The organism is Bacteroides timonensis (assembly GCF_000513195.1).
In the GTDB taxonomy this organism is placed as follows: Bacteria; Bacteroidota; Bacteroidia; order Bacteroidales; family Bacteroidaceae; genus Bacteroides; species Bacteroides timonensis.
This window is the reverse complement of sequence record NZ_CBVI010000133.1, coordinates 1-13,714: the sequence shown is the minus strand read 5'-3', so window position 1 is coordinate 13,714 and position 13,714 is coordinate 1. Positions and strand designations below refer to the sequence as shown.

Sequence of the window (13,714 nt, the reverse complement as noted above, 5' to 3'; positions counted from 1 at the left end):
TATGTGGTCAATCCTGATCATCCAAAGATTCCTGCTTTTCTGCCCTGCCCAAAGCTTTCTCCATGCATTCCAGCATTTCCATTCCGGCTTCAGTGTCGTTGTCTGCCAAAGCCTGCCTCCACAGGCGGTAGGCATCCTCAAAATCCTGCATGGGAGAAACGTCCAGCCAGTACAGCGTGCCCGTCAGATGGGCGGGCAGCAGCGAGCGCAGCAGTTCCCTGCACACCTCACGGAAACGGGACGATTTGAAACGCGCCGTCCATGAAGGCAGCACGAGTAAGAGCGTGAACGGACGTGACGGGTCGGACAGTACCGGCTCGATGATATAGAGCGTCTCGCATACGTGGTTCAGCTCCATCAGGTACCGGCGCAGGATATTGGCCATCAGGTTCAGTTCCTCCTTGTCGTCGGTACGTCCCAGATTCATCAGACAGTCCTCTTCCCGGTTGCGGAACACCAGCATGAACTCATTCGTTCCGGCCTGTACTATCTTGTAATTGTCCGGGCGGATGCCTCCGCGGAACAGACCTGCGTTAATAAAGTTATGGTTGAACACGGGCAGCTCCCTGCGCAGACGGCTGTATTGTTCCAATTTTCCCTTCTCGTCTTCCGGCAGGATAACGGGCGTGATATCCTCCGTATAGCTCTTGTCGAGCATCCGTTCATTGACAAGCATGGCGTTCAGCCGGTCACGGTCCGTCTTTTCCTGTTCATCCGTTCCCATCAGAATCAGGTTGTGCCCCGGCAGGATATTGCCTACCGTCCGGTCTTCATCCCGGTTGATGCCCAGCAGACGGCAGAACCATGCTTTTGCCGTAGGAATATTCTCCTTGTCGTCCATCTCCCTTATATTCCTTGCGTGCGCACGGTTCTTTGTCAGAACGGGCGCCTGTTTCAGGAATTCCATGCGGCGGAGCAGGATTTCCTCCTGCGTCTCACCGTAGTTGCCGAACTCATTCATCCATACGGACTGGCTCTCCATGCCGTAAAGATTGTCAAGGAAATCCAGATAGCGGCTTTTCAGCGAACAGATGTTACGGCTCCGGTATTGCAGGCTTCCGGGCGGCAGCATGTCCGGTTCCCATACGTCCATCCCGGAGCAAAGGGCGTTCCCGGCGTCAACGGACAGCAGCCGCTTCAACTCCTTCACTTCTTTCAGTCCTCGTTCCACGGTCAGGTCATACAGTTTCAGGTAAGCCTCGAAGGCGGAAGGGAGCTGTTTGCCGGACGGGAGGCGGTAGCAGTCGGGAAACTCGTCGGCAACGGGACAATGGCGGTAGATATTCCGGCAGACTCCTTCCGCCCGGTTCCACCGGAATTCTTGTCCGCCGATTATTTTCGCCCTGCTACGACCTTTGGTATAATAAAGCTTTTTCAAACGTTCCACAAACAGCTTCATATCCACATCCGGTTCGGACCGGCCGCAACGGATGCGCACAGCCAAGTCCTTTTTTTTCTTGGGAATAAAAAGACTGAAGCCTCCCGACAGATCGGTCTGCGGTTTTCCGTCCTTCATCAGATAGCAGGTGCCGAATGATTTGATCCCTTTCACTTTCCGCAGTTCCTTGTACAGTTCGTATTCGGTATTCTGTTGTTGCGGAATCACTACCCGGACAGCGTTTTCCGAACCCTCCAGCCACTCTTCAGGTGACAGTCCGGAGGTCAGGAAATCTACCGGAGGCTGGATACGCACACCGCCGGACAGGTAATGCAGTATCTTCCAGTACACCCTTGCCAGCACCTCCGTGGCGTCTTCGCCCGCCTCTGTCTCAAACTCCGCCTGAAATGTGAGCGTTTCAGGCTGTATGACAACCACCTGTTCCAGATACTCGCAGAGGTTGCGGTGACTGTTATAGACCTTCGCCGCCTGTTTTCTCAGGTTCTCCCGGTCCTCCTCGAAAGGAGACAGAACCAGGCTGACGGTATAGCCGCCGGTGTCCGCCCGGCAGTCCACCCACACGTTCTCCAGTTCCGGGATATAAGAGAAGAACAGTTTCCGGTAATCCTCCGTGGTGACGGGACCGGTGGTATAGACCTTGTCGGGTGAGAAAAGGCCGAAGGCTTCCGGGTCGAGCTTGCCGTTGCCCTGCACCAGATAATCCGGCAGATTCGGGAAACTGAATTTATAAGCCGTTTCCCCCAGTACATAATTGGCTATGTCGGCCAGTGTCACGCCCGGATCGTGGGCATTGAAGTCCGTCCACACCTTCCCCGACAGGCGTTGGAGTTCTTCCAGCGTTTCGCGTTGCAACCGTTGGTACAAGGGTTCGCCGTCTGTCGGACGTTCGATATAAGAGTGAGTATTGTTATCCATGTTTCTTCCTCCTTTGCATTAACCGTTATACAGTTCCACCATCCGGCAGTGTATTCGGCCGGAAGGAAGCTGTTTCTTACTCCGCATCTGCAGGCAGGGCTTGCCGTTCCGCTCCTGCCAGCGCAGGCGGATGCAGCCCGACCATCCCCACCAGTGCTTCTGTGGCGATTCTATCCGTTGCTCCATGTCGTTCTGCCAGATAGCGGTGGCCCGTACCAGTTCGCAAAGATCCAGGCTCCGTTCGCGGAAAGAGGCGTAGATGTCGTACATGCGGCAGTTGAAGCCTTCGTTTGACACCTCCAACGGGAGGTCATGCCACTGCTTGTCGGCTGGAAGGGTAAAGTACCCCCCGCCGCCGGGAGTGAGGGAGCTGCCGTCCTCCAGCAGGTAGCCGGGCGCGGTGATTTCTTTTTCCACCGTTAGGGAACCGTGCAGTATAAACGCCTTGTCCTGCGTCATATCCAGTACCGCATCTCCCTGCATATTCTTCAGCAGCAGGTTCTTTTCGGGCGTGACGGAGAGTGACCATACAGGAGACTCCGCACCATCGGCGGGTTCTTCCGTATAGAAATTGATTTTCAGGCTGCCGCCTTGTACGGGATAGAAGCTCCAGCCGTTTCCGGTGTCCGCCACATGCCCTTCCTCCCTGATGTTGGGCATGGAGTCTATCAGTGCCGCAAACTGTTCCTCGGTGGGAGTCTTGCCCTTCCGGAAGTATTCCTTCAGTGTTTCTCTGTCTTTTCGGTTATTTCGGTTCATAAGTTTATCCTATTATGAAGTTGTTTTCTATCTCGGCTCCGTCTATCCCGTCGTTGGGAGAGAGGAGTTCTATCTTGATTTGGGGAAGCAGCACGTTCCAGGCACGGCTGCCCTTTATAATCAGGTCCCCGGTTTTTATGCCGGTGTCCGGCAGGCTTTTCCCGTCCACTTCCAGAAGTGCCAGTTTCATCAGGTCCTCATGGTTTGCCAGGCGGGCATGCAGTTCCTTGTAGGAAAACCGCTGTCTGAGTCCGGGCAGCGTGCCCTGTCTGTACCAGGGGGCGATGTAGTTCTGTGCCAGCACGATGAGCTGGCGCAGTACCTTGCCTTCGTCCTCCGCCGTGGGCCACAGTACGGCCTTGCAACGGATGCTGACCGGTTCGTAAACGGGATTGCACACACGCAGGGAAACTACAGGCGGCGCATACTGCGCTATCCTCTTCTGTATCTCCGCCAGTTTCCAGGACGGGGAAAGGTAATAGCGGTTATCCTCCGCGCGGCTGAACACCACCAGACAGACTTCCGCAGGCTGTCCCTCCCGGAGCACGGTGAGGCACTGCGCTTTTTCCACTTCGGGGAATTGCTCCAGCACCAGGCTCTCGTAATCCCTTGCCGTAACCGCCCGGTGGCGGTTGCCCATGCGTGCGGTCTGCCGCACGGCGGTTTGTCCTTCCGCAGCCGCGTGGCAGCCCCCGAATCCGGGCAACGGCTGCGCGACGGTTTCTATCCTTTCGTCCGGTTCGGCCGTTGCCTGTATGGTTCCGGCAGGCAGCGGCGTGCCGTCACCGTTCACGGCGGTCAGCAGGAGGCGGTTTGTCAGTATGCCGCGCACGGCCAGACAGGAGCTGACGTCCCCTATGACGGAGGCGCGCAGCCACGCTCTGCCACGCTTGTCCAGATGAGCGGCGGTAATCTTCTCCGGCCATCTGATTTCGATGAATCCGCTCTGCGTCAGTCCGCGGGTTTCATCAGTGATGAGCGAGGTGACCGGCAGAGGCTTCCAACCGTTCCCTTGCCGGTATTCCCAGTTCAGCTTCACGCCCGTGCCGGGCTGTGGGTTATAGAAAGGTATCTTTTCCTGCGGCAGCACCAGGTCGGCATACATCCGCACCGTCTGTTCCCCACTGGCGTGCAGGAAGCCGAAGCAAAGCGTATGGTCTGCCGGAAGGGGTTCGATGAACGGTTCCTCCATTTCGTTGCCGGCAGGGCATGTGTCATCTCCGGACAGGGAGGTGATGCGCGTCAGAAGGATGGAGGAACCATCCATCCGGCAGAGTGCGGTTTCCTCACAGGCGATATAGGACAGTTCCGCATCCGCCAGCATGGGCACCACGGGAACAGGCGGCAGTTCCCTGCGCTTTTTCTCCTTGCAGCGGCTGTTGTGTATCATCGTGTCTGTGAACAGGGTGCGGTATTTCTCCGTGCCGAAGCCGGCAGCAGGCTCCAGCAGGGTGGCGCGGAAGAATCCGTCACGGTCGCGGTCGTACTCGTAGGGTTCCGGCGTGTCGCCGCTGTTGTCCGAAAGCGGCCCGGCAGGAAAGTCAAACACCAGTTCGGCACGTTGCAGCGAGCGGTCCTCGCTGTTGTCGGGGACAAACAGGTGTTGTCTTTCCCCGCAGAGGTGCCAGCAGCTGTCTTCCTGCCATTCGGTGCTTATCAAGAAAGATGCTGCGCCGATGCCGCCATAGTCCCTGTATTGCCGGTCGAACTCCGCCTCCGTTTCGGGCAGCTTCTTCCAGCGGCCTTTCAGCCGTACTTCTTCCAGCGGCTTGTGCCCCATCTCCTCGTTGCCGAACAGGAACCAGGCTCCCTTTTCCGCCTGCGGCCCGAAGGGGTAGAAAGGCTGTGTGGTGTCCACCTCGCCCAGCTCGTTGTAGAAGGTGAAGTTCTGTATGCCGCTCACCTCCGTGCGTATCCGCAGGGCGTCAAAGCGTATTTGCGATGCCCGGTCGTAGGGACACGGCTCATTGGAGGCCTGTATGCGGACGGCCGGGCAGGCGGTTGTCGTGCCGTGTGTCTCTTCCGTGCAGGGAACAGGGACAACTCCTTCCCGGTTCAGGGTAAACTCGAAGCTCAGCCACCGGTTGCCGCCCGACGTGACGGTGCGGCAGTTGCAGCGTGGCGGTGCCGTCCAGCCTTTCTCCTCACTCAGCAGCAGGGAGAAGGAACGCAGCGGCTGTTCGTCCGGAGGCAGAAGGTCTGTGCCGGTACCGGTTATCCGGAAGGCGATGCTTACTTTCCGTTCCCCCTCGCCCAGTAGCAGCATGGGGGATTCCACCATCCAGCCGGGTTGCGGGTTGCAGCTTTTCTTGTCGGAGAAAAGAGTGTCCGCTGATAGTGTTCCTGCCATGCCGACGGGTTGTTTCCAAAGGCCGGTCACCCGGTTGTTTTCCCTTTTCAGGAATACGGCGTTCACTTCGTCCATGCGCAGGGGGCTGATATATTCCGGACGGACAGTTTTATAGAGCAAGTCCTCTCCGTTGGCATTCTGTCCTGCCGGAAAGGGTTGTCCGGCGGGCAGCGTAAAACCGGCCGCACCTTCTTTCGGAGTGACCACCACGTACACGCTGTCCTGCACCGTTCCGGCAGGGCGGACTTGCAGCACCTCGTTGCGGTAAAGCTCCGGCAGGGTGGAAAGCCGCTTGTTGAAGTCCTTCGCCATGCGGCAGTAGTTTTTCACGTACACCAGCAGCAGTGCCAGTGCTCCGTCCATGTCGCCGCTGTTCTCTATCTGTTCCAAGTAGTAGGCGGCATTTTCCTGCACGTGGCCAATGGCATGGAACATCCGGTAATAGGCCTGCTGCTCCGTTTCCTCCTCTATCGGTATCAGGGACTTTTCCAGCCGTTCCTTTATCAGACGGGCGGTCTCGCCGGAAGGGCTTTTATCGTTTCCAGCCTTCCAGTTCCGGTTGCCATAGTCTTCCAGACGGGCCATCCAGCCATCCAGCTTTTCCATCAGACCGGACGTAGAGGCAGGGACTTCTTCTTGCAGAATCTCCACCAGCACGGTCAGTACATGATTTTTAAACAGTTCTCCGAGCGTGCCATTCTTGTTGTCCTGGCAGTAACGGATGTCACTGCCCACGGACATGAGTCTGTGCAGCACTTCCTGCCAGTCGCTTTCCAGTGCCGGAAAGTCATCCAGCCGGGCATGGTCTGTTTCGTGGTCGGTGCGGAGCGTGCCGCTTTGTCTGTTGTTCGTTACCATTGTTATTATATTGTTTTTATATCTTAATATTTTCAGTATTCTTCAATTCTTGGGAAAAAGAAACCGCCTTGCTCCGTAACGTTTTGTTGTTACGGGACAAGGCGGAATAATGGGGATGAAGCAAGACTTGTAGTTAGCTCCGGTTAACTTTCACCGTCCGTCTTTTCATACTGTTCCAAGAAAAAACGTTTTTGTTGCTCTATTTCCCGGCGCAACTCTTCTTCCGTCGGCATATAAGTCATGTATTTGGCGGCAAAGAGTTGTTCGCTGTTATGAAGTACAGAGTATCGGGCAATGGTGCTATCGGTATCCGTACAAAGCAGCACTCAGATGGTGGGTAAATCATCGTTGCCCTTTATAAGGTCATCGTACATACGTACATACATATCCAACTGACCAATATCCTGATGCAACAGCCTTCTGGTCTTCAACTCAAAAATAACGAACCTTTTCATCTCGCCTGAATCCCATAAACTCAGCCAGCGTAGGATTCTTGATGTATTCCATAGGATCTTTCTCGTCTACCGGTTTTGGCAGATTGGACGGGTTTTCACGGGCGGCAGCTACCCGTCGCTCGTAATATTGCGTCGAAATGTTTCGGTCAAACGCACGCACGCTCCACATATCCCTGTCCGCAGTTTCCAGATACCAAAGGCGGGCCTGCGGACTGCTCACTGACAGCAAACGACGGATGTGCGACCAGTTCAGATTGTGAACACGCGTGTTCACAATCTCTACATCCGGGAAAGAAAGATAAAACTTCCGGTAGTAGTCCAAGTTGCGTTTACCGTAATTGTTACCATAGGCAGGTATCAATTCTGCTGACAAGTTCTTGATAAGTTGTGTACCGTATGCAGCCCGCGCCTCTCCATGTTGTTCCTCTTCCACAATACGCCGTCCTACATTCCAGTAAGTCATGATAGCTACTTGTCCTGCTGCTGCGTATGCCTGCTGCCTGCCACGTTCTATGATGGATCTGACATCATTGACGAAACCGTTTGATATGATATTGTTTTTATCAGCCATTATTCTCTGTCTAAATTTTGCAAATCTATGCCACCTTGGTACGCTATACAAAGCAAGAAGCGCGGTGGGTTCTGTCGGTGTAAAGATACGGCTATTGGCCTTTTTCGCCAAATAATCATTCACATAGTTATTGTTTTATCTTACCATTATTCCTTTTTCCCAATATGTCAAAGAGCGTTCTTTTTCCAGTTAATTCATTCTATCGGATTCGTAATCCGATTGTATCGAGTGTTAAGATTTTCAATCCGATAAATAATATGGATTAAGATATTGCAGATTACAAATCCTTATACTATGGCATATCCGCCTTGACGGACGGATCGATAGTAAAAAATTCAAAACTAATAAAATGCAATTTTAATAGAGAATTTATATATTCTATTGCTGTCATTAGAGCCTTAAGATCAGAAGAACTATACTGTCCGACATCTGGATCAAAATAGATTATGCTATTTTTTGACATCTTTACAGCAATTACATGCCCTCCATCCACACCTTCCAAAACGATTATTAATAAATTTACATTAAATCCGCGTATATTACCCAACATTGTTTCTATATTATTAAGAGTTTCTTTTGGATTATTTACATTCAAATCATTTAATTCACTTCCCCCTTTCCTTCTCAAGTTACTATTTTTATTATTAAACATATCCATTTGCTTATATAAGCGTGCATTATAAAGAAGTTGTTTCTCGTATAGATCATTATTACTTAGTCTAGATTTGACGGGGGTAGCCTTATCTCCTTTTTTTGTAGTGTCCAATGTCTTATTCAGTTCGACTATTTTAGAAATTGTATATTCAAATATCGGTCCACGTCCACTGTTATTTACTATATATTCTGATTGTAAATAAATACCTTCATTTAAAAAAATATCTCTATTTATATTAAGAAAAAATGATTCGCTCATAGAAATGTTTCTTAGCCAAGCTAAAGATAACCCATAGCAAGCTCCACTTCCAACTTGGTTATATTCATATTGATTAAAATAAACATATTTTTTTTCATGTACATTTCGGCATCAATTTGCTCATTCATATTATCATAAAAATATTTGTGTTTACTAAAATTCGACATTGCTGTTTTGATTTTTTTCAACAAGAACACTTTGCTTTCATCATTGTTATATTGATTGATAAGCGTTAATAATATTTGAAAATTTCTTTCGACTACAACGCTTGGATTTGCATGTAATAAAATAATCTTCCTTTGGATCAAATGCGAGGAAGTATTGCTGCAATTTTTTAGTAATAAAGTATTCTTCTTATTAAACATTGTTACATTTTTATTACCACTCAAACAAGTCGTTATTTTATTGAAATTATTACCTGTTAATGTTTGCTTTACAATTTTTTTTTCTATCACCCTATATGGAAATACTTTATTTTGTCTTATTGCGTACATATCCATCTTATTTTTAAGTTATTTCTTATTCTTTTTTCCCTGAAAAACGACCACCACGCTCGCGGGACGACCACCTCTAATGTAATTTTACACCAGCGGATGCTCGCTTTGGTCATCTTCCTCATCCTGCGCTGAGTTGTCGTCCTTCGCTTCTGATAATAGCTCTATCCACTCCAGATTGTCGCTCTGCCTTGCGCCATATGGCTGTGCATCACACCGGAGATGTCGTCCAAGACGGCTTGAACATCGGAGCTTGATACGGTGGAAATCTTCGACAGGTCTCGGGCGATGATTTCCGTTTCCAAAGGTTTGCCCTATACGATGGCTTGGAGATAGTCCCCTCCTTGCTTCTGTCTGCTGATAAGACTTTTTCCAGAATGGCATAGACGTAATATTTTAAGTATTAATATTATTATACATTTGTTCCTTCGTTCAAGTAAAACGGATAGACCATGTTGTTGCGGTTGTTGGTGCGGACAATGGTATATGTCAGCTTTATCAGCAGCAAGCCTTCCTCCGCGTGTTCCTCAAAGGAAACGTCCTCCAGCGTGATGCGCGGCTCGAAGAGCGTCACCGCACGCGCAATGTCGTTGCGCATCCTCACCACTGTTCCCGTATCCATCGGCTCAAAGGCGTAGCGGCGCAGGGGGCAGCCATAGTCGAAACGGTTCACCCGTTCACCGGGCGAGGTGCTGAACAGCACGTGCAGGCTTTGCTCGATGTCCTCCTCGTAGGCCGCCATCGCCACTCCGTCTTCCGTAAGGGTGGGCGGAAAGTTCCAGCCCCTGCCCAGGAAGGCGTTGTTGTCCATGAAAGTATTCTTTTCGCTCATATCGTTTATCCTCCTATCATTACCGTGGGGCATCCCGCCACTATTGTCCCGCCATGCGCGGTGCTGTCGCCCATACGGGCTGCCGGCCTGCCACCTATCATTACGGTGGACGAGCCTTTTATGATGCTATCCGGCGGACCGACGCAGACGCACATGTCGCCTACGACGGCTGCCGGTTGTTTCCCTATCAATACATTCGGCACACACGGTCCGGTTATCGGGCCGCCCACATGGGGTATCGGCGAGGGAAACGCCGGGGTCTGCATGGGGCAGGTGTGCATATCGGTTATTCTTGCTGCTGGAGGCATAATTCTTAAATTAAAAATTAAAAATTAAAAGTTCGTTGCTCTTCATTGTCAATTGTCCATTATCAATTGTCAATTAGTTAATCATGACCATTGCACCCTTTACGGTGGTCTGGCCGCTTGCCGAGAGTTCCGCTGTGGCGTTGCCCTTGACCGTTGCGCCTACTTTCGCCTGCACTTTCACGTTCAGCCCTTCCAGACTGACGTCCTGCTTGGCGGTGCCGCTGAGTTTCATGGTGGCATCCAGCTTGATGTTTCCTTTGGCTTTCAGCGTGATATCTTTGGCGGACGAGAGCGTGATGCCGTCCTTGTCCATCGTGATTTCGTTCTTGTTCGGGTCGGTCAGCTTGATGTGCTTGCCGTCGTCGCTCAGTTCCACCGTGTTCTTTCCGGGGGTGGCCACCGTGATTATCTTCTTTTCCTCGTCGAACTCGATACGCATCTTTTCGCGGGTGACGAGGGCTTTCTTGTTGTTCTTCGCTTCGTATTCGTAGGGCGGCTTGTGCTTCTCGCCATAGAGTGAGCCGAGAATTACCGGGTGGGCAGGGTCCTGGTTCATGAAGCCCACCAATACTTCATCGCCCGGTTCGGGCAGGAAGAACGAACCCATGCCGCCGGTGGCGTACATGGTGGAGAGGCGTGCCCAAAGCAGTCTGCTCTTGCTGTCCATCCACGGCAGTTCCACCTGTATTCGCTGCTCTTTCAGCGGGTCGCCGTCCAGTTTCTTCACCACTGCCGCATGGAGTCCCTGCAGGCCGGGCAGAAAGCCGGAGGCGGAAGGGGAAGTCACATCGGGTTCGTCAGTGATGCTTTGAGGGGAAATGCCTGCGCCGGCTTCGGTGATCCACTCGTTTTCCGACAGGCTATGCGTCACCGAGCCTACGAACAGGTTGCCGTTGAACCGCTTGCCCAGTCCTTTCAGCTCGATGATGCAGCCTGGCTTCACTCTTGCCGAGCCGTAGAAGCTGACGGAGCCTTGATAGCGTGCCAGTCCGGCTTTCAGCGCCATGCCGTCCGCCCATTGTTTCAGGGCTTTTTCGTCCGTGGGGGCATCGGTCTGTAGCAGCAGGCTGTCGCCGGAGGCGAGGTTCTTGGGCTGCAGGTCGCCCTGCTTGTTCAGTGTGGGGGCGGAGGCGGTGACCTTTACGGCCTTCTGCTCCTTGGGACTCCATGACACGGCTTCGTATTGCGTGAACTGGTCGTCCGACGAGAGTTCGAGGTCGAAGGCGGTGATGTCCGTGCCGAATGTCACCGTCAGCACAGGTGAGGCACTTACGTCGGGCTTCTTCACCTTTATCTTGCTGCCGTCGGTGAACACCAGCAGCCCGTTGGCATCGGTGCGAGAGAGGGCAAAGTCCCAGTCGGAGCAATAGTACTGCACCAATGTGGGGTGCTGGTAAGGCGTGGCATCCACGTCCACACTGCCATAACCTGACAATACTTCCTTGATGATGTCGTCGTCCTTCTTCTTCTCGAAGATTCGGTTCTTGCGTCCCTGCGTGGCGGGATAGGCGTTGTCACGGCATTCCACCACCATGTAGGAACGCAGGTCCTTGCCGGTGAGGATGCGCAGCCCGATGATACTGCCCTCGAACAGCGTTTCCTGCTTGTCAATGCCTCCGGCATCCAGACGGATGCTGTTGCCCGGCTTGAACAACGTGTCATCGCTCTCGTCAAAGGTCTGTTTGTCCATGTTCCCCGCATTGAACTTCAATGTGGCCTTGCCAATGCGGTTCAGTTCGAGCCGCACCTTGGCGGACACCAATGAGAAGGTGTCTGGTAGCTTGCTGCCGTTGCAATAAACGGAGCAAGACAATACCCGGTCTTTATATATGGAAGGCGAATCTGCCATTGTCTTATTCTTTTTTCAGCATCGGCATCAGAAGTTCCGTTCCTGCGGGTATGTTTCTGTAGCCGTTCAAATTGTTAAATCTTGCGACCTGCCCCACAAGGAGCGCATCGCCGTATATTTCATAACAGAGTGCGGCAAGTGTCTGCCCCTCTTTCAGTGTGACGAGCCGCGACACGTCCGGCGAGCGTTTGGAGAAGTGTTTCTTCTCTTCTTTCTGGCTGCAATAGCCTGTCAGTGTCACTTTCAGCTCGGCACGCAGCGGCATTCCGTCCATATCAAACAGGGTGTACTCCGTTTCCAGTGCCTTGAGCTGCCCGAAGAAGGTGATGTCGCCATATTCCACTTTGACGAACGACGGGCGGTGTCCCTCGGTGTTATAGTCGTAGAGCCTCGCCTCAATCTCGTCCACCGTGTCGTGTACGGGCTTCTTCTCGTCGTCGTCCTCCATGGCGTTGGTCATGTCGAGCAGGCACTCGAAATGAAGCGTTTCAGGCTGATAACGCACATAGACGTTGGACCCGTTCAGGCTGCCCAGCTGCTTGTCCTCCGCATAGCGGATGCCCTTGCCGAGCTTCACCTTCTCAGGGTTGACGGGCAGCTCCAGAGCGGGCTTGTACACGCTGTTGAAACTGTCGTCCGTATAGGCCGTTATCTTCATCTTTCCCATATCGTTTCCGTCTTATCTTTCGTTTCTTCTCTTTGTTTGCCGCCGTCCGGCAGGCTGTCCGGCGATGTTCTCCTCGGACAGCCTGTCCAGCACGCGGCTTTCTATCTTCCGGACGATTTCGTCCGATACTTCCGTCTCCGTGACGATTCGTTTCTCTACCACGGTGCGGATGCGCATTTCTTTGATGACTATTGGCATAAGGCGTGTCTATTTGACTCTTTCCAATCGGTTATAAACCAACTCTATTGTTTCTGTGACCAGTCCACTGCGACCCGCATCAAACCCGCTAATACTATACTTTATAGGATAAGCATGGTTGCATGACCATGCCGCCAATGGTTGACCATTTTTATCCAATAGTTTTATAACGACATCGCATGCCTTGTTTTTGGCTATACCACCTTTTCCTCCAGAAAGAAATATCATCTTTGAACAGGTATTAAGCCACGTGGAAAAATCCTCATCTAATGGTCGCAAAAGTCGTTTTAAAGTGAGGTTGGGACAAGACAGTCCTGTTGGCATCTGCAATTTCTCATTGGAATCTGTCGTTTTCTGTTCTGTAGAGAAATTCCATCCCAAGCCATTAATCTCGAGAAATGAAGCCTTGAATTTCCGACCATTCATGGTTTGAAAGTCTACCAAAAAGTAGAACTCAACAGGCGGATTCCATTCGGATGTCGTATTGCCAGCCATACCTCAAGCCTTTTCTTATTTCACATTTACTCCTTCATGCGCCAATACCAAGGTTTCAATAGCTGCTGTATTTCCATCCGCTTTGAACCCCTCGACAGTAATTTTCTTCGGCCATGCGTTCACCACTTCCCAGGTTGTCACCGGACTGTTACTTTCATCCAACAAACTGATGGTAATAACCTTGCGTTCGATGGTATTCAATTTCACGCTGTTCAGCCATTCCCACAATTTTTTATCTCCTTTGAATATGCCTTTCTTCAAAGTCACATCACCGGCTTTTCTCAGTCCCGGCATTTTCATTTTGGTGAAGATAGGACTGTCTCCGGCACGATAGGTTATTTCTTCAAATTCAGATTCAAGACCTGATACTTCACTGAAGGACATATTGTCACCTCCGATTGATACTTGAAAATAAAAACTCGGTAACGGCCATGCCTGAGTGCTTTCACTCTGAGTTGCTCCATTGTCTGCCATAATATTAAAATTTTAAATGGTTTATTTTTCTATTTTGATTAAACTCAGCTCTTCTGCATCTGCTGCTGGAACGTGATTTCAATGAATTCTGCCGGACGGCTGATAGCCACCAGCACCGTGATACGCATGATACCTTCCAGTATATCCTCACCCGTCATGGTGTCGCCCAGTCCTACA

15 protein-coding genes are annotated in these 13,714 nt (G+C 51.6%); all 15 read right to left on the bottom strand.

Annotation, left to right across the window (positions count from 1 at the left end; all coding sequences use genetic code 11):
- Positions 1-7: 7 nt before the first annotated feature.
- The 15 genes from BN161_RS23390 to BN161_RS23325 all read right to left on the bottom strand — a co-directional run bounded on the left by BN161_RS23390 (position 8) and on the right by BN161_RS23325 (position 13,537).
- Positions 8-2,314, bottom strand: coding sequence for a hypothetical protein (locus BN161_RS23390; RefSeq protein WP_044270831.1), 2,307 nt, complete (start codon positions 2,312-2,314; stop codon positions 8-10).
- Positions 2,315-2,332: 18 nt separating this feature from the next.
- Positions 2,333-3,073, bottom strand: coding sequence for a hypothetical protein (locus BN161_RS23385; protein WP_044270829.1), 741 nt, complete (start codon positions 3,071-3,073; stop codon positions 2,333-2,335).
- Between the two features lie 4 nt (positions 3,074-3,077).
- On the bottom strand, positions 3,078-6,281 hold the full coding sequence (locus BN161_RS23380; RefSeq protein WP_052356405.1) for a baseplate J/gp47 family protein: 3,204 nt from the start codon (positions 6,279-6,281) through the stop codon (positions 3,078-3,080).
- A 143-nt stretch (positions 6,282-6,424) separates the two neighbouring features.
- Complete coding sequence (locus tag BN161_RS30960; RefSeq protein ID WP_316931144.1) at positions 6,425-6,607, bottom strand: hypothetical protein; 183 nt, start codon at positions 6,605-6,607, stop codon at positions 6,425-6,427.
- On the bottom strand, positions 6,608-6,736 hold the full coding sequence (locus tag BN161_RS30955) for a PDDEXK nuclease domain-containing protein (protein ID WP_316931143.1): 129 nt from the start codon (positions 6,734-6,736) through the stop codon (positions 6,608-6,610). It lies immediately after the preceding gene.
- On the bottom strand, positions 6,714-7,307 hold the full coding sequence (locus BN161_RS23375; protein ID WP_316931142.1) for a DUF1016 N-terminal domain-containing protein: 594 nt from the start codon (positions 7,305-7,307) through the stop codon (positions 6,714-6,716). The genes BN161_RS30955 and BN161_RS23375 overlap by 23 nt, the downstream gene beginning before the upstream one ends.
- 292 nt (positions 7,308-7,599) lie before the next feature.
- The gene (locus BN161_RS23370; RefSeq protein ID WP_044270826.1) at positions 7,600-8,220 is read right to left on the bottom strand and encodes a hypothetical protein; all 621 of its coding nucleotides are present in this window, start codon (positions 8,218-8,220) and stop codon (positions 7,600-7,602) included.
- Positions 8,221-8,240: 20 nt separating this feature from the next.
- Positions 8,241-8,720, bottom strand: coding sequence for a hypothetical protein (locus BN161_RS23365; protein ID WP_044270825.1), 480 nt, complete (start codon positions 8,718-8,720; stop codon positions 8,241-8,243).
- A gap of 406 nt (positions 8,721-9,126) precedes the next feature.
- Positions 9,127-9,546 carry a GPW/gp25 family protein gene (locus tag BN161_RS23355; RefSeq protein ID WP_044270822.1) on the bottom strand — a complete coding sequence of 140 codons (420 nt, stop codon included), beginning with the start codon at positions 9,544-9,546 and terminating at the stop codon, positions 9,127-9,129.
- A gap of 5 nt (positions 9,547-9,551) precedes the next feature.
- On the bottom strand, positions 9,552-9,854 hold the full coding sequence (locus tag BN161_RS23350; RefSeq protein ID WP_044270821.1) for a PAAR domain-containing protein: 303 nt from the start codon (positions 9,852-9,854) through the stop codon (positions 9,552-9,554).
- A 73-nt stretch (positions 9,855-9,927) separates the two neighbouring features.
- Entirely contained in the window at positions 9,928-11,703 is a 1,776-nt protein-coding gene (vgrG, locus tag BN161_RS23345; protein WP_044270820.1) for a type VI secretion system tip protein VgrG, read from the bottom strand.
- Between the two features lie 4 nt (positions 11,704-11,707).
- A complete protein-coding gene (locus BN161_RS23340; protein WP_044270819.1) occupies positions 11,708-12,370 on the bottom strand; it encodes a LysM peptidoglycan-binding domain-containing protein in 663 nt (220 codons plus the stop codon).
- Positions 12,371-12,382: 12 nt separating this feature from the next.
- Positions 12,383-12,568, bottom strand: a complete 186-nt coding sequence (locus BN161_RS23335; RefSeq protein ID WP_044270818.1) for a hypothetical protein — start codon at positions 12,566-12,568, stop codon at positions 12,383-12,385.
- A 9-nt stretch (positions 12,569-12,577) separates the two neighbouring features.
- On the bottom strand, positions 12,578-13,063 hold the full coding sequence (locus tag BN161_RS23330; protein WP_044270754.1) for a phage tail protein: 486 nt from the start codon (positions 13,061-13,063) through the stop codon (positions 12,578-12,580).
- A 15-nt stretch (positions 13,064-13,078) separates the two neighbouring features.
- A complete protein-coding gene (locus BN161_RS23325) occupies positions 13,079-13,537 on the bottom strand; it encodes a phage tail protein (RefSeq protein ID WP_044270752.1) in 459 nt (152 codons plus the stop codon).
- Positions 13,538-13,714: the final 177 nt, after the last annotated feature.

What these genes read in the sequence shown, in the direction of transcription:
- BN161_RS23390 (WP_044270831.1), bottom strand. Translation starts at nt 2,314, where the DNA reads ATGGATAACAATACTCACTCTTATATCGAACGTCCGACAGACGGCGAA.
- BN161_RS23385 (WP_044270829.1), bottom strand. Translation starts at nt 3,073, where the DNA reads ATGAACCGAAATAACCGAAAAGACAGAGAAACACTGAAGGAATACTTC.
- BN161_RS23380 (WP_052356405.1), bottom strand. Translation starts at nt 6,281, where the DNA reads ATGGTAACGAACAACAGACAAAGCGGCACGCTCCGCACCGACCACGAA.
- BN161_RS30955 (WP_316931143.1), bottom strand. Translation starts at nt 6,736, where the DNA reads ATGAAAAGGTTCGTTATTTTTGAGTTGAAGACCAGAAGGCTGTTGCAT.
- BN161_RS23375 (WP_316931142.1), bottom strand. Translation starts at nt 7,307, where the DNA reads ATGGCTGATAAAAACAATATCATATCAAACGGTTTCGTCAATGATGTC.
- BN161_RS23370 (WP_044270826.1), bottom strand. Translation starts at nt 8,220, where the DNA reads ATGAGCGAATCATTTTTTCTTAATATAAATAGAGATATTTTTTTAAAT.
- BN161_RS23365 (WP_044270825.1), bottom strand. Translation starts at nt 8,720, where the DNA reads ATGGATATGTACGCAATAAGACAAAATAAAGTATTTCCATATAGGGTG.
- BN161_RS23355 (WP_044270822.1), bottom strand. Translation starts at nt 9,546, where the DNA reads ATGAGCGAAAAGAATACTTTCATGGACAACAACGCCTTCCTGGGCAGG.
- BN161_RS23350 (WP_044270821.1), bottom strand. Translation starts at nt 9,854, where the DNA reads ATGCCTCCAGCAGCAAGAATAACCGATATGCACACCTGCCCCATGCAG.
- vgrG (WP_044270820.1), bottom strand. Translation starts at nt 11,703, where the DNA reads ATGGCAGATTCGCCTTCCATATATAAAGACCGGGTATTGTCTTGCTCC.
- BN161_RS23340 (WP_044270819.1), bottom strand. Translation starts at nt 12,370, where the DNA reads ATGGGAAAGATGAAGATAACGGCCTATACGGACGACAGTTTCAACAGC.
- BN161_RS23335 (WP_044270818.1), bottom strand. Translation starts at nt 12,568, where the DNA reads ATGCCAATAGTCATCAAAGAAATGCGCATCCGCACCGTGGTAGAGAAA.
- BN161_RS23330 (WP_044270754.1), bottom strand. Translation starts at nt 13,063, where the DNA reads ATGGCTGGCAATACGACATCCGAATGGAATCCGCCTGTTGAGTTCTAC.
- BN161_RS23325 (WP_044270752.1), bottom strand. Translation starts at nt 13,537, where the DNA reads ATGGCAGACAATGGAGCAACTCAGAGTGAAAGCACTCAGGCATGGCCG.